General features: G+C 54.9%; 18 protein-coding genes and 3 tRNA genes. 11 read left to right on the top strand and 10 right to left on the bottom strand.

Going from position 1 to position 18179, the window contains the following annotated elements; genetic code table 11:
- Positions 1–45: 45 nt before the first annotated feature.
- Positions 46–1299: an N-acetylmuramoyl-L-alanine amidase AmiC gene (gene amiC, locus BFV65_RS16915; RefSeq protein ID WP_022649226.1), complete on the top strand. Its 1254-nt coding sequence runs from the start codon at positions 46–48 to the stop codon at positions 1297–1299.
- Positions 1300–1389: 90 nt separating this feature from the next.
- Here amiC and BFV65_RS16910 read toward each other — a convergent pair.
- The 3 genes from BFV65_RS16910 to BFV65_RS16900 form a co-directional block, all read right to left on the bottom strand.
- Positions 1390–1466, bottom strand: a tRNA-Met gene (locus BFV65_RS16910).
- Positions 1467–1510: 44 nt separating this feature from the next.
- Positions 1511–1587, bottom strand: a tRNA-Met gene (locus BFV65_RS16905).
- Between the two features lie 44 nt (positions 1588–1631).
- Positions 1632–1708: transfer RNA gene (locus tag BFV65_RS16900), tRNA-Met, on the bottom strand.
- Between the two features lie 208 nt (positions 1709–1916).
- Here BFV65_RS16900 and mltA point away from each other — a divergent pair.
- Both mltA and tcdA read left to right on the top strand, forming a co-directional pair.
- Complete coding sequence (gene mltA, locus BFV65_RS16895) at positions 1917–3014, top strand: murein transglycosylase A (RefSeq protein ID WP_022649225.1); 1098 nt, start codon at positions 1917–1919, stop codon at positions 3012–3014.
- A gap of 75 nt (positions 3015–3089) precedes the next feature.
- On the top strand, positions 3090–3896 hold the full coding sequence (tcdA, locus tag BFV65_RS16890; RefSeq protein ID WP_006811804.1) for a tRNA cyclic N6-threonylcarbamoyladenosine(37) synthase TcdA: 807 nt from the start codon (positions 3090–3092) through the stop codon (positions 3894–3896).
- Here tcdA and csdE read toward each other — a convergent pair.
- Positions 3887–4333, bottom strand: coding sequence for a cysteine desulfurase sulfur acceptor subunit CsdE (gene csdE / locus BFV65_RS16885; protein WP_069596913.1), 447 nt, complete (start codon positions 4331–4333; stop codon positions 3887–3889). The two genes, tcdA and csdE, sit on opposite strands and share 10 nt — an antisense overlap.
- Positions 4333–5538, bottom strand: a complete 1206-nt coding sequence (csdA, locus tag BFV65_RS16880; protein ID WP_063148663.1) for a cysteine desulfurase CsdA — start codon at positions 5536–5538, stop codon at positions 4333–4335. The genes csdE and csdA overlap by 1 nt, the downstream gene beginning before the upstream one ends.
- 192 nt (positions 5539–5730) lie before the next feature.
- Here csdA and BFV65_RS16875 point away from each other — a divergent pair, with 192 nt between their 5' ends.
- The 4 genes from BFV65_RS16875 to rlmM all read left to right on the top strand — a co-directional run bounded on the left by BFV65_RS16875 (position 5731) and on the right by rlmM (position 8754).
- Positions 5731–5958 (top strand): YgdI/YgdR family lipoprotein, encoded by a 228-nt coding sequence (locus BFV65_RS16875; protein ID WP_015571738.1) that lies wholly within the window; start codon positions 5731–5733, stop codon positions 5956–5958.
- 350 nt (positions 5959–6308) lie between these two features.
- Positions 6309–7226 (top strand): glycine cleavage system transcriptional regulator GcvA, encoded by a 918-nt coding sequence (gene gcvA / locus BFV65_RS16870; protein ID WP_022649222.1) that lies wholly within the window; start codon positions 6309–6311, stop codon positions 7224–7226.
- A 39-nt stretch (positions 7227–7265) separates the two neighbouring features.
- Entirely contained in the window at positions 7266–7661 is a 396-nt protein-coding gene (locus tag BFV65_RS16865) for a DUF423 domain-containing protein (RefSeq protein ID WP_003862756.1), read from the top strand.
- Positions 7654–8754, top strand: a complete 1101-nt coding sequence (rlmM, locus tag BFV65_RS16860) for a 23S rRNA (cytidine(2498)-2'-O)-methyltransferase RlmM (RefSeq protein WP_022649221.1) — start codon at positions 7654–7656, stop codon at positions 8752–8754. The genes BFV65_RS16865 and rlmM overlap by 8 nt, the downstream gene beginning before the upstream one ends.
- A gap of 57 nt (positions 8755–8811) precedes the next feature.
- Here rlmM and xni read toward each other — a convergent pair whose 3' ends face one another.
- The 5 genes from xni to queF form a co-directional block, all read right to left on the bottom strand.
- Complete coding sequence (xni, locus tag BFV65_RS16855; protein WP_032626021.1) at positions 8812–9567, bottom strand: flap endonuclease Xni; 756 nt, start codon at positions 9565–9567, stop codon at positions 8812–8814.
- Positions 9568–9679: 112 nt separating this feature from the next.
- The gene (locus BFV65_RS16850) at positions 9680–11047 is read right to left on the bottom strand and encodes an L-serine ammonia-lyase (protein ID WP_022649219.1); all 1368 of its coding nucleotides are present in this window, start codon (positions 11045–11047) and stop codon (positions 9680–9682) included.
- Positions 11048–11109: 62 nt separating this feature from the next.
- Positions 11110–12399, bottom strand: a complete 1290-nt coding sequence (locus tag BFV65_RS16845) for an HAAAP family serine/threonine permease (RefSeq protein ID WP_022649218.1) — start codon at positions 12397–12399, stop codon at positions 11110–11112.
- A 504-nt stretch (positions 12400–12903) separates the two neighbouring features.
- Positions 12904–14268: a nucleotide 5'-monophosphate nucleosidase PpnN gene (gene ppnN / locus BFV65_RS16840; RefSeq protein ID WP_023298502.1), complete on the bottom strand. Its 1365-nt coding sequence runs from the start codon at positions 14266–14268 to the stop codon at positions 12904–12906.
- Positions 14269–14384: 116 nt separating this feature from the next.
- Positions 14385–15227, bottom strand: a complete 843-nt coding sequence (gene queF / locus BFV65_RS16835) for an NADPH-dependent 7-cyano-7-deazaguanine reductase QueF (RefSeq protein WP_023298501.1) — start codon at positions 15225–15227, stop codon at positions 14385–14387.
- Between the two features lie 69 nt (positions 15228–15296).
- Here queF and syd point away from each other — a divergent pair, with 69 nt between their 5' ends.
- The 4 genes from syd to BFV65_RS16815 all read left to right on the top strand — a co-directional run bounded on the left by syd (position 15297) and on the right by BFV65_RS16815 (position 18051).
- A complete protein-coding gene (syd, locus tag BFV65_RS16830; RefSeq protein WP_022649215.1) occupies positions 15297–15842 on the top strand; it encodes a SecY-interacting protein in 546 nt (181 codons plus the stop codon).
- 632 nt (positions 15843–16474) lie between these two features.
- Positions 16475–16804, top strand: a complete 330-nt coding sequence (locus BFV65_RS16825; RefSeq protein ID WP_022649214.1) for a YqcC family protein — start codon at positions 16475–16477, stop codon at positions 16802–16804.
- Positions 16801–17535, top strand: coding sequence for a tRNA pseudouridine(65) synthase TruC (gene truC, locus BFV65_RS16820; protein WP_069596912.1), 735 nt, complete (start codon positions 16801–16803; stop codon positions 17533–17535). The genes BFV65_RS16825 and truC overlap by 4 nt, the downstream gene beginning before the upstream one ends.
- A gap of 66 nt (positions 17536–17601) precedes the next feature.
- Positions 17602–18051 (top strand): flavodoxin, encoded by a 450-nt coding sequence (locus BFV65_RS16815; RefSeq protein ID WP_022649212.1) that lies wholly within the window; start codon positions 17602–17604, stop codon positions 18049–18051.
- Positions 18052–18179: the final 128 nt, after the last annotated feature.

Genomic DNA, 18179 nt, shown 5'->3' with positions numbered 1-18179 from the left:
TTTGGGCGTTTTGTTCATCAATCAGATTTCTTGCTCGGGAGAAGCATGTCGGGATCCAATTCAGCAATAAGCCGCCGCCGCCTGTTAAAAGGGGCCGGGGCGATGTGGTTGCTTAGCGTCAGCCAGGTGGGTCTTGCCGCCACAAGCCAGGTAGTCGCGGTGCGCGTCTGGCCGTCGTCGACCTATACGCGCGTGACGGTCGAGTCCAACCGCGTGCTGAAATACAAACAATTTGCCCTCAGCAATCCTGAACGTGTGGTGGTTGATCTCGAAGGTGTGAATCTCAACTCCGTGCTTAAAGGCATGGCGGCGCAGATCCGTGGCGACGATCCTTTTATCAAATCGGCGCGCGTCGGGCAGTTCGATCCGCAAACCGTGCGCATGGTGTTTGAGCTGAAGCAGAACGTGAAACCGCAGCTCTTTGCCCTTGCGCCTGTTGCTGCCTTTAAGGAGCGCCTGGTAATGGATCTCTATCCGGCGAATGCAACGGATATTCAGGATCCGCTCCTGGCGTTACTTGAAGATTACAACAAAGGCGATCTCCAGCGGCAGGTCCCACCTGCGCAAAGTGGTCCTAAGCCGGGCAGGGCGGGGCGCGATCGTCCGATTGTGATCATGCTCGATCCTGGCCACGGCGGAGAAGATTCCGGCGCCGTTGGGAAATATCACACCCGCGAAAAAGATGTGGTGCTGCAAATTGCCCGTCGTCTGAAGGCGTTAATCGACAAAGAGGGCAATATGCGCGCCTACATGACGCGCAACGAAGATGTCTTTATCCCGCTGAAGGTCCGCGTGGCGAAAGCGCAGAAGCAGCGCGCGGATCTGTTTGTCTCTATTCATGCGGACGCCTTCACCAGCCGCCAGCCGAGCGGATCGTCGGTGTTTGCCCTGTCAACGAAAGGGGCGACCAGTACCGCCGCGAGATACCTGGCGGACACGCAGAACGCCTCGGATTTAATCGGTGGCGTGAGTAAAAGCGGGGATCGTTACGTCGACCATACGCTGTTTGATATGGTGCAGTCGCTGACCATTACCGACAGTCTGAAGTTTGGTAAAGCGGTGCTGGGCAAACTGGGCCGGGTCAACAAGCTGCACAAAAACAGCGTCGAGCAGGCCGGATTTGCAGTACTGAAAGCGCCAGATATTCCGTCCATTCTGGTCGAAACCGCGTTTATCAGTAACGTGCAAGAGGAACGCAAGCTCAAGACGGCTAAATTCCAGCAGGAAGTGGCGGAGTCGATTCTGGCGGGTATTCGGGCCTATTTCTCAGACGGGGAAACGCTGGCGCGGCGGGGATAGGGTATTACGCCGGGTATCTCGCCCGGCACTTTCACAAACGGCAGATACAAAAAAAACACCCTTAAGGGTGTTTATTGTTTTAAGAAGTGTTGGTTGCGGGGGCCGGATTTGAACCGACGACCTTCGGGTTATGAGCCCGACGAGCTACCAGGCTGCTCCACCCCGCGTCCGTCTTTCTACACTTGTAGAAACTTACTTCTTCAAATTTGATTGGTTGCGGGGGCCGGATTTGAACCGACGACCTTCGGGTTATGAGCCCGACGAGCTACCAGGCTGCTCCACCCCGCGTCCGTCTTTCTACAGTCGTAGAAGATACTTCATCAAATTTTAATTGGTTGCGGGGGCCGGATTTGAACCGACGACCTTCGGGTTATGAGCCCGACGAGCTACCAGGCTGCTCCACCCCGCGTCCGTGGAAGCGCACTATACTCGGATAGGTTTGTGATGCAACCCCTTTTTCGCATAATTCATTATTTTGTATGCAAAATGAACGGGAATAGCCACTTTGGACTATTTTTTGTCCAGAATTTGCCAAAGGGAAGGCGATCGCATTTCATTACCACGGTGGGTTTGTTATCTTCATCACGCGGAATTGGGCAACTAAAAGACGAGATATAATGAAAGGACGTTGGGTGAAGTATCTGATGACAGGCGCAATGGTAGCGATTCTTGCGGCCTGCTCTTCCAAACCGACCGATCGCGGTCAACAGTATAAAGACGGGAAGTTATCCCAGCCTTTCTCTTTAGTTAACCAGCCAGATGCCGTGGGTGCTCCAATCAATGCCGGGGATTTCTCCGAGCAGGTGTACCAGATCCGCAAAGCGTCGCCGCGCCTGTATGGCTCACAGAACAACGTTTATAGTGCAGTGCAGGACTGGCTGCGTGCTGGCGGTGATACGCGCAATATGCGCCAGTTTGGTATTGACGCGTGGCAGATGGAAGGGGCGGATAACTACGGTAACGTTCAGTTTACCGGCTACTACACCCCGGTTGTCCAGGCGCGACACACGCGTCAGGGCGAATTCCAGTATCCGATTTACCGCATGCCGCCAAAACGCGGTCGTCTCCCGTCCCGCGCTGAAATCTATGCCGGTGCGCTTAGCGAAAATTACGTGCTGGCCTACAGCAACTCGCTGATGGATAACTTCATCATGGACGTGCAGGGCAGCGGCTATATTGATTTTGGCGACGGCTCGCCGCTGAACTTCTTTAGCTATGCCGGGAAAAACGGCCATGCCTATCGCAGCATCGGTAAGGTGCTCATCGACCGTGGTGAAGTGAAACGAGAAGATATGTCGATGCAGGCGATCCGCGAGTGGGGCGAAAAACACAGCGAAGCGGAAGTGCGTGAGCTGCTTGAGCAGAATCCATCGTTTGTCTTCTTCAAACCGCAGAACTTTGCGCCGGTGAAAGGGGCGAGCGCCGTCCCGCTGATTGGCCGCGCTTCTGTGGCATCGGATCGTTCGATTATCCCGGCGGGTACCACGCTGCTGGCGGAAGTTCCTCTCCTCGACAACAACGGCAAATTCAACGGCAAGTATGAATTACGCCTGATGGTGGCGCTGGACGTGGGCGGGGCGATTAAAGGCCAGCACTTCGACATTTATCAGGGCATCGGCCCGGATGCCGGCCACCGTGCAGGCTGGTATAACCACTACGGGCGCGTGTGGGTGCTGAAGACAGCGCCGGGTACCGGGAACGTATTTAGCGGCTGAGTGTGGTATTCTGAGCGCAAGACGGATTACGGTTCAGGGTGAGGAATACCTCACCCTTTTTACATCTGAGGTTTTATGTCTGTGGTAATCAGCGATGCCTGGCGCCAGCGTTTCGGCGGCACGGCACGGTTATACGGTGAAAAAGCCCTGCAACTGTTCGCGGATGCGCATGTCTGCGTGGTGGGCATTGGTGGCGTGGGTTCGTGGGCGGCAGAAGCGCTGGCGAGAACCGGCATTGGCGCAATTACGTTGATTGATATGGATGACGTCTGCGTCACTAACACTAACCGTCAGATCCACGCCCTGCGTGATAACGTCGGTCTGGCGAAGTCCGAGGTGATGGCGGAGCGTATTCGTCTCATCAACCCGGAGTGCCGCGTAACGGTGATTGACGACTTTGTGACGGCAGATAACGTCGCGGAGTACATGAGCAAAGGCTACAGCTATGTGATTGACGCCATCGACAGCGTGCGGCCAAAAGCGGCGCTGATCGCTTACTGTCGTCGTTACAAGGTGCCGCTGGTGACAACGGGAGGCGCGGGTGGACAAATTGATCCGACGCAGATCCAGGTGGCAGATCTGGCGAAAACCATTCAGGATCCATTGGCTGCTAAGCTGCGCGAGCGCTTAAAAAGCGACTTCAACGTGGTGAAGAACAGTAAAGGCAAGCTGGGCGTGGACTGTGTGTTCTCGACAGAAGCGCTGGTTTATCCGCAGGCGGATGGTTCGGTCTGTGCAATGAAAAGCACAGCGGAAGGGCCAAAGCGGATGGATTGTGCCTCAGGGTTTGGAGCGGCCACCATGGTGACCGCCTCCTTCGGCTTTGTGGCGGTCTCTCACGCCCTGAAGAAGATGATGGCTAAGGCGGAACGTCAGGCCTGAGCCTGACGGGCGGCATCCAGCACCGCGTCGTTTAGCGCAATCAGTCCCTGACCGCGCGAGGCGCTAAGCTGCGTGCGAAGTCCCAGCTCATCAAACAGCGCCAGCGGAGAATGCGCCAGCAGCTCTGCGGCGCTTTTCCCTTCGATTGCGGTCAACAGCACCGCCAGCAGACCGCGAACAATGCGTCCCTCGCTGTCGCCGAAGAAATGCAGTTTCTCACCGGATATGCTAAACCCAAGCCAGACGCGGTTCTCGCAGCCAGCTATCTCCTTCGCCTGTGATTTCAGTTCGTCTGACAGCGTGGGCAACTGTTTGCCCAGCAGGATCAACTGACGATATTTATCTTCCCACTGCGTGAGCGGGACGAAGGTCTGTTTTAACATCTCTTCAGTGATAACTGTGCCGAACGGATGCCCGGCTAAGGCTGAACTTGTCATTAATCCACCAGTAATTCCAGGGCGCGGTCGACGGCGGAAACCAGCGCGTCGACGTCACTTTTTGTGTTGTACGGTGCAAACGAGGCGCGCAGGGTACCGCTCACCCCCATGGCCGCCAGCAGCGGCTGGGCGCAGTGCTGTCCTGCGCGCAGGGCAATGCCGTATCCGGCAAGCAGCGTCACCATGTCGCTATGGTGTACGCCCGCAAAATCAAAGGCGAGCAGGCTGGAGTCCTGGACGCGGAACGAGCGAAACCCGGGGCGTTTCTTAAGCTCTTCTTCTGCCAGCGTCGCCAGGCCCCGGCTCCAGCTTTCAGCCTGAGCCACGTCCGTATCTGCGAGAAATTCGAGCGCTGCGCTCAGACCGATAACCCCTGCCACGTTCGGCGTACCGGCTTCCAGGCGGTAAGGCACATCCTGCGTTTTGAAACCGTCGAAGGTGACTTCGGTAATCATCTTGCCGCCGCCGAGCCACGGCGTCATCCGGGCCAGCAGTTCAGGTTTGCCGTACAGCGCGCCGATACCGGTTGGCCCGTACAATTTATGCCCTGAGAAGGCATAGAAGTCGATATCCAGCGCCTGAACGTCAGCCGGAAAATGCACCACACCCTGCGCACCGTCGACCATTACCACCACGCCGCTGGCATGGGCAATCTCAATGGCGCGCGCCAGATCCGGACAGCCGCCGGTGACGTTGGACATCTGCCCCAGCGCCAGAATACGGCTGCGCGGCGTAATCAGCTCAGGCAGACGCGCCACGTCAGGCAGGAAGTCTGTACCCAACGGGAGTTTTACAACCCGTGCCCCGGTTTGTTCGGCCACCATCAGCCAGGGCACCAGGTTGGCGTGGTGTTCCGCCTCGCTGACGATGATCTCATCCCCGGGCTGCAACAGCGGACGCGCGTAACATTGCGCCACCATGTTAATGGCCTCGGTAGTGCCCCGCGTCCAGACGATGTTCTTACCGCTGTCAGCATTGATCAGGCGCGCGACCTGATCCCGTGCGGCTTCGTATTGCGCCGTTAAGCGCTGCGCGTCGGCATACTGGCTGCGGTGCACGTTCCCGGCGCTCAGGCTGTAAAACTGGCGGGTTGCCTCAATCACCGCTTGCGGCTTAAGGGCCGTGGCGGCGCTATCAAGATAAATGCCGGCATCGGCCAGCGCAGGAAACTGTGCGCGAAACTGCGCAGGACTGAAAGCGTTCATGGAATTCCTCATATCGATTCTACGATCGTCGCGCAAATTCATCGGCAGGGCAAGGAAGTTGATATCTATCAGATTTGTCTGCTTATCCTGGCGAGTCTGAAAAAGCAGGTTATGCTAAATAGTGTTAGGCGGATGTTTTAGCCTGTTATAAATCGAGGTTTGAATAGCATTAATTGCTAAAGGAGAATAATCATGAAAAAGACAGCTGCAATCATTTCTGCCTGTGCGTTGACCTTTGCCCTGAGCGCATGTTCTGGTAATAACTACGTAATGCATACCAACGATGGTCGATCTATCGTCTCTGAAGGGAAACCGACAACCGATAATGATACCGGGATGATTTCATACAAAGATGCTAACGGGAACAAACAGCAGATCAATCGCAGTGACGTGAAAGAGATGAAGGAAATCGAGCATTAACAGTTAGATAAGCGAAAAAAAAGCACCGCAAGTTGGCGGTGCTACATTAATCACTATGGACAGACAGGGTAAATGTACAGGAAGTGAAAAATTGGTAGCGTTGCTACCGTGGTCTGAATCGCAGACCAATTGCAAACACAACAACACAACATCACAACCGTAAGCCAAAAGCCCTTCAGAACACGCATTCCAAAAAAAGCTTTTCGTTCCGGCTCAGGAAGTGCCGCCACTATAGGTATTTGCTGGTAGTTCCTCAACGGACAAATTATAATGGCTCAGATAAAAAAAACTAATAGGTTAAACGTTGTTTCCTATATGTTAAATCTCGTTAACATCTAAGCCAGATAACCATGTCCAAGCGATTGCCACCCCTAAATGCATTACGTGTTTTTGATGCAGCAGCACGCCACCTCAGCTTCACCCGCGCAGCCGATGAGCTTTTTGTGACACAGGCCGCAGTAAGTCATCAAATCAAGTCTCTGGAGGATTTTCTGGGGCTTAAGCTGTTCCGTCGCCGCAACCGTTCGTTGCTGTTGACCGAAGAAGGGCAGAGCTATTTTCAGGATATTAAAGAGATTTTCTCCCAGCTGACGGAAGCCACCCGTAAGCTTCAGGCACGGAGCGCAAAAGGTGCCCTGACTGTGAGTTTATTGCCCAGTTTTGCAATTCAGTGGCTGGTGCCGCGACTCTCAAGCTTTAACTCAACTTATCCGGGAATCGATGTCCGAATCCAGGCGGTGGACCGTCAGGAAGACAAGCTTGCAGACGATGTGGATGTGGCGATTTTTTATGGTCGTGGTAACTGGCCGGGCTTGCGTGTTGAAAAATTATACGCAGAATATCTGCTGCCGGTCTGTTCACCACTGCTGCTGACGGGGGAGAAAGCGCTCAAAACGCCCGCCGATCTGGCGCAACACACGCTTTTGCACGATGCGTCGCGTCGCGACTGGCAAACTTATACCCGCCAGTTAGGTCTTAATCATATAAACGTGCAGCAGGGGCCCATTTTTAGCCACAGCGCGATGGTGTTACAGGCTGCCATTCACGGGCAGGGCGTGGCATTAGCGAATAACGTCATGGCGCAGTCCGAAATTGAGGCAGGCCGTCTGGTTTGCCCATTTAACGATGTACTGGTCAGCAAGAATGCATTTTATCTGGTTTGTCATGACAGTCAGGCAGAACTGGGTAAAATAGCCGCTTTCCGGCAGTGGATACTGGCGAAAGCGGCAAGCGAGCAAGAAAAATTCCGCTTCAGGTATGAACAATAACGTTTGTGTGCCGGGCACGCATTAATTCAGGACTTAAACATGACCAGCCGATTCATGCTGATTTTCGCCGCGGTGAGTGGCTTTATTTTTGTAGCTCTGGGCGCGTTTGGCGCGCATGTCTTAAGCAAGTCTTTGGGCGTTGTGGAGATGGGCTGGATCCAGACCGGCCTTGAATATCAGGCGTTCCACACGCTGGCAATTTTTGGGCTGGCGGTGGCGATGCAGCGCCGTATCAGCATTTGGTTTTACTGGAGCAGCGTCTTTCTGGCGCTGGGTACCGTACTGTTCAGCGGCAGTCTCTACTGTCTGGCGCTGTCGCATTTACGCCTGTGGGCGTTTGTTACACCTGTCGGCGGCGTCAGCTTCCTGGCGGGTTGGGTTTTAATGTTTATCGGAGCTATCCGTCTGAAACGCAAGGGCGTTGTTCATGAATAAGGTTGTTTTATATTGTCGCCCGGGGTTTGAGAAAGAGTGCGCCGCGGAAATCACCGATAAAGCGGCGAAGCGTGAAGTCTTCGGATTCGCTCGCGTCAAAGAGAACGCGGGCTATGTGGTATTTGAATGCTATCAGCCTGATGATGCCGACAAGCTGGCGCGCGAACTGCCGTTCAGCTCGCTGATTTTCGCCCGTCAGATGTTTGTCGCGGGCGAATTACTGAAAGATCTTCCGCCGGAAGATCGCATCACGCCGATTGTTGGCCTGTTGCAGGGCGTGGTGGAGAAGGGCGGCGATTTGCGCGTGGAAGTGGCTGACACCAATGAAAGCAAAGAGCTGATGAAGTTCTGCCGTAAGTTTACCGTGCCGCTCCGCGCGGCACTGCGTGATGCGGGAGTGCTGACAAACTACGAAACGCCAAAGCGTCCAGTCGTGCATATCTTCTTTATTGCGCCAGGATGTTGCTACACCGGCTACTCGTATACCACCAATAACTCGCCGTTCTTTATGGGGATCCCGCGTCTGCGCTTCCCGTCAGACGCGCCGAGCCGTTCAACCCTGAAGCTGGAAGAGGCGTTCCACGTCTTTATCCCGGCGGACGAGTGGGACGAACGTCTGGCAAACGGCATGTATGCCGTCGATCTTGGCGCGTGCCCGGGCGGCTGGACCTATCAGCTGGTGAAACGCAACATGTGGGTTTCGTCTGTGGATAACGGCCCGATGGCGCAAAGCCTGATGGACACCGGGCAGGTCACCTGGCTGCGTGAAGATGGTTTCCGCTACCGTCCTACCCGTAACAACATCTCCTGGATGGTGTGCGACATGGTAGAAAAACCGGCGAAAGTCGCGGCGCTGATGGCCTCCTGGCTGGTGAACGGCTGGTGTCGTGAGACGATTTTCAACCTCAAGCTGCCGATGAAAAAGCGTTACGAAGAGGTGTCGCAGAACCTGGCTTATATTCAGCAGCAACTGGACGAACACGGGATTAACGCGGAAATCCAGGCGCGTCAGCTGTATCACGACCGTGAAGAAGTGACGGTGCATATCCGTCGCTGGTGGGCGGCCGTGGGTGGGCGTCGCGACGAGCGATAACGTTTGTAACGCCCGGTGGCGCTGCGCTTACCGGGCCTACAAAATCGTGTAGTTGTTTTAACGTTCTAACCTTAACTGCTGTAAATTCCCGTCCAGCTGTAAATCCGTCTGTAGCGTTGCGATTTCCCGGCAGATAAACGCCATCTCTTTATTCGCCTCCAGCTTCTTGCGCCATTTTTCCGGCACTTCCTCAAGCCTTGCGTAAATCCCTTCCAGATTCTGAAACTCCGTCAGCAGCTGTGCGGCACTTTTGGGTCCAATACCGGCGACACCCGGCACTCTGGAGCTGCTGATCCCCGCCAGCCCCCAGTAATCCGGCAATTGCTCAGGCGATACGCCAAACTCGCTGGCAATAAATGGCGCGTCCAGCCAGCGTTTCTGGAAGTAGTCGCGGATGCGGACCGTTGGAGAGAGCAGCTGGCAGTAGCCTTTGTCGGTTGAAACGATAGTCGCCTGATGCCCGGCGCTCGCGACTTTAACCGCCAGCGTTGCGGCTAAATCGTCAGCCTCATTACCGTGTGCGCCCCAGCACGGAACGCCGCGCTGTTCAAAGGCCGCGCGTATAACGGGCATTTCGGCGTGCAGATCGTCCGGCATCGGCGCACGCCCGGCTTTGTAGTCCGGCAGGCGCTGGTGCCGCCAGCCGGTATTGCGTGCTTCATCGTCGAATACGGCAACAGCGTGGGTGGGTTCGCTATGGCGAATGAGCTGCTCCAGCGCATGTAAACAGGTGTCCTTGCAGGGGGTGCCCTGTACCGCGTGAATACGGCGAATCAGGTTAAGTGCATCGACGATAAGCAAATGAACGGCCACAGATAATCTCCCTTCTGTCTAATGGGGGAAGGGTAACACTGAGCGCAGCATGAAACTATGAATGGTGGGGAAAACAGGAAGAAGCCTCGCAAAACGAGGCTTCCTGAGAAGCTTAATCGCAGGTAACGATCTTCATCGCCAGGCCACCGCGGGAGGTTTCGCGGTATTTGGCGTTCATATCTTTACCGGTTTCGTACATGGTTTCGATAACCTTGTCGAGACACACGCGCGGTTCGCTGGTGCGGCGCAGCGCCATACGGGCCGCGTTCACCGCTTTCACAGAGGCGATGGCGTTACGCTCGATGCATGGCACCTGGACCTGTCCGCCGACCGGATCGCAGGTCAGCCCCAGGTTATGTTCCATGCCGATTTCCGCCGCAATACAAACCTGCGCAGGACTTGCGCCAAGCAATTCGGCCAGACCCGCCGCCGCCATAGAGCAGGCTACGCCCACTTCACCCTGACAGCCCACTTCCGCGCCGGAAATCGAGGCGTTCATCTTGTACAGTGAGCCAATCGCACTGGCGACCAGCATATAACGCGCGAGTGAGTTTGCATTCACTTCACGGATAAACTTGTCGTAATACGCCAGGACCGCCGGAACAATGCCGCACGCCCCGTTGGTTGGCGCGGTGACGACGCGGCCACCCGCGGCGTTCTCTTCGTTCACCGCCAGCGCGAACATGTTGATCCAGTCGACAACGGCCATCGGGTCGGTGGTGGTTTTGTCGGTGCTGACCAGCATGCGGCGCAGCGCAGCCGCACGACGTGGAACACGCAGTTTCCCCGGCAGCACGCCTTCGGTGGTGATCCCGCGCTCAATGCCGCTGCGCATCACTTCCCAGACGTTTGCGAAGTGCTGTTCCAGCTCCTCTTTGCTGTGCAGGGCCAGCTCGTTTTTCATCATCAGGCCGGAGAGAGAAAGGCCTGTCTCCTGGCAGTGACGCTGTAAATCGGCCGCGTTTTTGTACGGGTACGGCACCTCAACGGCGGAGCCGTTGGTTTGACCAAAATGGTCTTCGTCGACGATAAACCCGCCGCCGATGGAGTAATACGTCTGGCTGTAAACCGCTTTATCGCCGACCAGCGCGGTAATGCGCATGCCGTTTTCGTGCAGCGACAGGTTATCCGCATGGAAATTCATGCAGTGGTCAACCGGGAATTCAACTTCGTGCTCGCCGTTGGCCAGCAGCAAACGACCGTGGGTGTTCACGTCCTGGATAAAGCCAGGAATGGAGTCAATATCAACGGTATCCGGCAGGTTACCCGCCAGCCCCATGATAATGGCAATATCGGTATGGTGGCCTTTACCGGTCAGGGAAAGGGAACCGTATACATCGACAACCACGCGGGTGATGTCGTGCAAAATGCCGCGTGCAATCAAGTCATCCGTGAATTGTTTACCGGCTTTCATTGGTCCGACGGTGTGAGAGCTGGAAGGACCAATACCGATTTTGAAGATATCGAATACGCTAATCATGATGCGTCCATTGCTTCAGTCAGAGGGGAGGAGTGCGCCATCCGAAGACGGCGCAGGAGGTATTAGCTGAACAGCGAGTAGAAAATAGCGGAGATGGCAATCAGACCCATCACAACAACGAACACGTTGCTGATATGGCCGCTGTATTTACGCATCGCTGGCACTTTCTGAATCGCGTACATCGGCATCAGGAACAGAATCATCGCGATAATCGGGCCGCCCAGGGTTTCAATCATGCCCAGAATGCTTGGGTTCAGGGTGGCTACCGCCCAGGTGGTCACCAGCATGAACAGCGCGGTGATTTTGTTCAGACGGTTGATTTCAATGCTCTTGCCTTTACCGCGCAGAGATTTAATCACCATACCGTTGAAGCCTTCACGTGCGCCCAGGTAGTGGCCCAGGAAGGATTTGGTGATGGCGATAATCGCGATGATCGGTGCCATCCACGCAATCAGCGGTGCGTTAAAGTGGTTTGCCAGGTAGGACAGAATAGAGATGTTCTGCTCTTTCGCCGCCGCCAGATCCGCCGGGGAAAGGCTCAGCACGCAGCTGAACACGAAGAACATAACTGTCAGTACCATCATGATGTGTGCGCGAGCCAGGATGCTGGAGCACTTCTTCTCTGCACCATTGCCGTACTCTTCACGCTTCGCCACCGCGAAGGAGGAGATGATTGGCGAGTGGTTGAAGGAGAACACCATTACCGGGATCGCCAGCCACAGGGTCAGTAGCAGGCCGTTACCGGTTGCGGATGCGCTGCTCAGAGACAGAGTTTCCAGCGCAGCGCCGTTCCACTGTGGGATCAGGTACAGCGCCAGCACCATCAGGGCTGCAACAAACGGGAATACCAGCACGCTCATCGCTTTGACAATCATCTGCTCGCCAAAGCGCACGATGGTCATCATACCGACGATCAGGATCAGGGACAGGATCGCACGCGGCGGCGGGGTCATCTGCAGCTGGTGCATCATGAAGCTTTCAACGGTGTTGGTGATAGCGACGCTATACACCAGCAGAATCGGGTAAATCGCGAAGAAGTAGAGCAGGGTAATCAGCTTACCTGCGCCGACGCCGAAGTGTTCTTCAACGACTTCAGTAATGTCTTCGCCCGGGTTTTTACCGGACAGCACGAAGCGGGTCAGGCCGCGGTGTGCAAAGAAGGTCATCGGAAAGGCGATGATGGCCATGATGATCAGCGGGATCAGACCGCCGACACCTGCGTTGATAGGAAGGAACAGTACACCAGCGCCGATTGCCGTGCCGTACAGGCCAAGCATCCACATGGTATCCGTTTTGCGCCAACCGCTTCGGGATTCAATCGAAGCAACGGTGCTGGTTTGAGTGGTTTCCATCTGTATCTCCTGGAGGAAGCAAATTGTCAGGTTTTTAGTCAAATCCGATGAAAAAGTGCCTGACGGTAATATGAAATTCGTTCAGTGACGGTTTTTTAATAATTTTTGCCCGTAACTATTGGCGGGCGGAAAGATACATTCTCGTTATGAATCTATCAGTGATCGCGATCCCAAATGCAATAATCCACTTATGATGTGGGCATATTTAGACCATTTATCTGTTAAAAAAACATCAAAGAGGATTTACGGGCGCGAAGGCTACCATTAACGACATGTTTTCGAAAAGGCTGACCCGCGAGATAGGTGTCTTTCGCTGTAAAGAAATAGGATTTTAGGATTTTCTGGCAGGTAATTTCGATTAAGGCTGATTATTTACGGTTTCAAAAACGAGGTAATCGTTTGCGCAGGCGCCAGATTTGTTAATAACATTGAAGATCGCTATGAATTACATCACTAATAAAAAAGCCGGATGACAATCCGGCTTGAGAGGAGGGAAAGGACGCTTTATTTGATGATTTCGTAACAGGGAATATAGGCAGAACCCGGAAGTTTCATGCGGTGCTGAGCCACAAAGCCCTGCAGCATGTCATCCATGCGGCGCATCATCTCCGGGTCACCGTGGATTTTATACGGCCCGAACTCCTCAATCGCGCGGATCCCCACCTCCTTCACGTTCCCCGCCACGATGCCAGAGAAGGCGCGACGCAGGTCAGCTGCCAGTACTTCCACCGGCTGATCCGGATAGAGTTTGAGGTTCGCCATGTTCTCATGCGACGGCTCGAAGGGGATCTGGAGATCCGGTGCGATACGGATGGACCAGTTAAAGCTGTAGGCATCCCCGGTATCACGACGGTTCTCTTTCACCAGCGGCATCGCTTTTTTCATCTGACGGGCCACTTCTGCGGCATCGTCAATAATAATGCGGTAGTGACGGCGCGCGTCTTCCCCCAGCGTATGCACGATAAACTCGTCCAGCACGCGGAAATAGTCGGCGCTCTCTTTCGGGCCGGTCAGGATCAGCGGCAGAACCTGATTTTTGTTGGCCGGGTTCATCAGGATCCCGAGCAGATAAAGCAGTTCTTCCGCCGTACCTACGCCGCCCGGGAAGATGATAATGCCGTGCGCGATACGGACAAACGCCTCAAGACGTTTTTCGATATCCGGCATAATAATCAGTTCGTTAACCAGCGGGTTAGGCGGCTCAGCGGCGATGATCGACGGCTCGGTCATGCCGATAAAACGGCCTTCTTTATAGCGTTGCTGCGCGTGTCCTACTGCCGCGCCTTTCATCGGCGCTTCCATCGCGCCAGGACCGCAGCCGGTACAGATGTTCAGCTCGCGCAGGCCGAGCTGATTACCCACGCGGCGGGCGTACAGGTATTCGGTTTCGTTAATAGAGTGACCACCCCAGCAGACGACCATGTTCGGCGCTTCGCCAACGTGCAGGGCGCGGGCGTTACGCAGAATGGAGAAAACCAGGTTGGTGATATGAACGGAGCTTTCCAGATCGAGATGCTGGAAACGACCGGCGTTGCTGATCTGTCCGTTAACAAACAGGATGTCGCGCAGCACGGCAAAAAGGTTGGCCTGAAGTGAGCGAATAATACGCCCATCGACAAACGCCTCTTCCGGCGGGTTGATCACTTCCAGCTTCACCCCGCGCTCGCGGCGCAGCACATTGATATCAAAACTTTCGAAGCGGGACAGCAGCTCTTTACTGTTGTCGGTCAGGCTTCCGGAGTTCAGTACAGCAAGTGAACAGTTACGAAACAGTTGATACAGGTCGCTACTGGCGGTGCGTTTAAGCATGTCCACTTCCAGTTGCGACAACATATCCATAGAGCCAAGCGGGCTAATATGTGTAATCAAGTGAGCTCCTTATGGGACGATTATCGTCTTTCCCTGTTGATTACAATAGCCCTGGCTTATGACGTTTCACAACACTTCGGGCGGAATACCGCCCGCATATTGTGAAAATATTTATCTTACTGGCGCACCAGCCGTCCGGTGGCAGGCACAAAATCGGTATTGGTGCGCCATGGATTAATGTCCAGGCCGCCGCGACGGGTATAGCGGGCATAAACGCTCAGCTTTTCGGGCTGGCAGAAACGCTGTATGTCATTGAAGATGCGTTCCACGCACTGCTCGTGGAATTCGTTGTGATGACGGAATGACACCAGGTAACGAAGCAGCTTTTCCCGGTCAATCTGCGGGCCGCGATACTGGATCTGTACCGAGCCCCAGTCCGGCTGATGGGTGATAAGGCAGTTGGATTTCAGCAGATGGCTGACCAGCGTTTCGTCGACCACTTTTCCGCCCGCTGCGTTTTCCAGATAGTCGGTGCTAAATTCGTAGCTCTCCACATCAATGTCCTGATCGTCGATGCAGGTGCCGTGGAAATGGGCGATGGGCTGACCTTCCAGCTCATGCAGACGGTATAACGAGACGGTTACGTTCCCCTGCGCGCACGCGCTTAAATCACGTTCAAGCGTCTGTTGTACCTCGTCCCAGCTGTTAAATTTGGTCTGGTTAAAGCTGTTGAGATAGAGCTTAAAGCTCTTGGATTCGACCAGGTTTACGCTGGCGTAATCCAGCTCGACATGGCCCACGGCTACCTGCGGCAGACCGCGCGCATTCAGCCAGGAGAGTTCGTACAGCGTCCAGATGTCGCCGCCGACGAACGGCAGCGCGTCGGCATGAAGGCCAAGCGGATCGCGGTTCAGGCTGCGCGGCACACCCTGAAGCAGGCTTGCGTCGTAGGTGTCGCGGTAATCGGTCGATTTACCCAGCGTTAAGCCCGTTAACGCCTGATGATTTTCGTAAGACATGTTTCATAGCCACTTTACAGGTACACTTAGGGGCTGAGTTTATCCTGTCTTACAAGAAGAGAGAAATCGGTGGATATCGAAACTGCAAATGCCCTGACGTCCTTCACGACCCGCTATTGCGATGCCTGGCATGAAAAGCGGGGGACGTGGCCGCAAAGTACTGACTTATATGGCGTGCCGTCACCGTGCATTATCGCTTCGCAGGATGATTACGTTATCTGGCAACCGAAACCGTTCACGGGCGAGCAGAATGTAAATGCGGTTGAACGCGCAATGGACATTGTGATACAACCTGCGCTTCATGCAATTTATACCACGCAGTTTGCCGGGGATATGACTGCATGTTTTGCAGGACAGCCGCTGACGCTGCTGCAAACCTGGAGCGAAGACGATCTTCAACGCGTTCAGGAAAACCTCATTGGTCACCTGGTCACGCAAAAACGCCTTAAGCTCTCCCCGACTCTCTTTATTGCGACGCTCGACAGTGAACTGGACGTCATTTCAGTCTGCAACCTGTCTGGCGAGGTCATTAAAGAGACGCTCGGCACCCGCAATCGCGACGTTCTCGCGCCTTCTCTTGCGGATTTTCTTACCCGACTTGAGCCGCTTCTGTAATCCATGATGCTACTGGACGTGTGAGAGATCTCTTACACGCACTGTGAGACATCGCCGAAACAATTAGCTTTGTCTTAGGGATTTCAGATTAATATTAACTTCCCTTTCAACAGGTTAGCGATTTCCTGAAACGATTATCCCCGTTTCGCCAGGCTTACCTTGCTCACAGGGTGGGTTGTAAGACGAGGCAGAATAGCGGATTCTATCTGTGTCGACAGGATGCCGACGCGAGAAACGAACATCAGGATGATGGCGTTTCTCACCAGGAACACGTCAGGACGACGCCGCAGGAAGGCTTCAGGATGAAGCAAAGTGGATCACGCAGGATGCGTAAGGGACACCTCCAGGAAGGAGAACGTGAGCCGGTCAGGATGGTCGGTGGGTCAGGATGGCCAGGACGTTTCAGGATGAAACCTACACGTCAGGATGATGTGAGCAGGAAGCAAAAGGTAAAGGGATGACCAGGCCTTCGGGCATCAGGAAAAGTTGTCACGGATGAGCAGGGAGCACGTATTGTAGCTGGAATGCTGCGAAACGAACCGGGAGCACTGTTTTTACAGTGCTCCCTTTTTTTATTTCTGTCTTCCGCAATGCTATGCTTCGCGCCATTCCGTTTTTCAGTTGAGGTTACTATGACGCATCACGATAGCGTTCGTGCGCAGTTGCACGCCATCGAAGCCCTTATGCGCCAGCATCAGCTGTGGCAGGAAAGTGCGCCGCAGCCAGACGCGTTCGCCAGCACCCAGCCGTTTTGTCTGGATACGCTGTCTCCATTCGAATGGCTCCAGTGGGTATTAATTCCGCGCATGCACGCGCTGCTGGAAGGGGGACACGCGTTGCCCCAGGCGTTTGCCGTCTCTCCCTATTACGAAATGGCGCTGGAGGCGACTCACCCGGCGCGCGACGTTATGTTGGTTGAGCTGGAAAAGCTGGATACGCTTTTCGCCGGTGACGATGCATGACGCTTGAGATCCTGTATCAGGATGAGTGGCTGGTGGCGGTGAATAAACCGTCCGGCTGGCTGGTACACCGAAGCTGGCTCGATCGCGATGAGAAAGTGGTTGTTATGCAAACCGTGCGCGACCAAATCGGTCAGCACGTCTTTACTGCCCACCGTCTGGATCGGCCAACCTCTGGCGTTCTGCTGATGGGGCTTTCCAGTGAGGCCGGGCGCCTGCTGTCGCAGCAGTTTGAACAGCACCAGATCCAGAAGCGCTACCACGCCATTGTGCGCGGCTGGCTGACGGATTCCGCCACGCTGGATTATCCGCTGGTGGAGGAACTGGATAAAATCGCCGATAAATTTGCCCGCGAAGATAAAGGTCCGCAGCCTGCGGTGACCGACTATCGCGGTATGGCGACCACAGAACTGCCGGTGGCGACCAGCAAATTTCCCACTACGCGATACAGTCTGGTTGAGCTTTTGCCCAAAACCGGGCGCAAGCACCAGCTTCGCCGCCACCTTGCACATCTGCGCCACCCAATTATCGGCGACAGCAAGCACGGCGATCTGCGGCAGAACCGCAGCGCGGCAGAGCACTTTGGCTGTAACCGACTGATGCTGCACGCCAGCGAGCTAAGCCTGACGCATCCGTTTACCGGCGAACCGCTGACTATTCGCGCGGGGCTGGACGAGGTCTGGATGCAGGTGCTGTCTCAGTTTGGCTGGCTGGGACAACTCCCCGAAAATTAAAGGGTTGAGTTTGCCGCAGGCAACGTTCAGGATGAACAGCAAGCGCAATAATTACGGGAGCAAAGCATGGCTGAAGTAGGTATTTTTGTCGGCACGATGTACGGCAACTCGCTGCTGGTTGCGGAGGAAGCAGAAGCAATCCTCGTCAATCAGGGCCATAAAGCAACGGTCTATGAAGACCCGGAGCTGGCAGACTGGGAAAAGTATAAAGATAAATACATTCTGGTGGTGACCTCCACCACCGGGCAGGGCGATCTCCCGGACAGCATCGTCCCGCTTTTCCAGGGCATTAAAGACCAGCTTGGCTATCAGCCAGATGTTCACTATGGCATCATCGCCCTCGGCGATAGCTCTTACGCCAATTTTTGCGGCGGCGGTAAGCAGTTCGACGCGCTGTTGCAGGAACAGCACGCTCAGCGGGTCGGCGAGATGTTACTGATTGATGCTGGCGAGCACCCCGAACCGGAAAGCGAGTCAAATCCCTGGGTTGAACATTGGGCCACGCTCCTGAACTAACCCTGTACTATACGAGCTGTAGGCCGGGTAGGGCGTAGCCGCCACCCGGCAACGAAGCTGCACCATATCCTCAATTCCGTGAAGTATCTTCCACCACTTTGGGCTTATGCCCCAAACCACGTTCCCCA

The organism is Enterobacter hormaechei subsp. hoffmannii (genome assembly GCF_001729745.1).
Classification (GTDB): Bacteria; Pseudomonadota; Gammaproteobacteria; order Enterobacterales; family Enterobacteriaceae; genus Enterobacter; species Enterobacter intestinihominis.
This window is presented reverse-complemented; position numbering and strand designations above follow the sequence as displayed.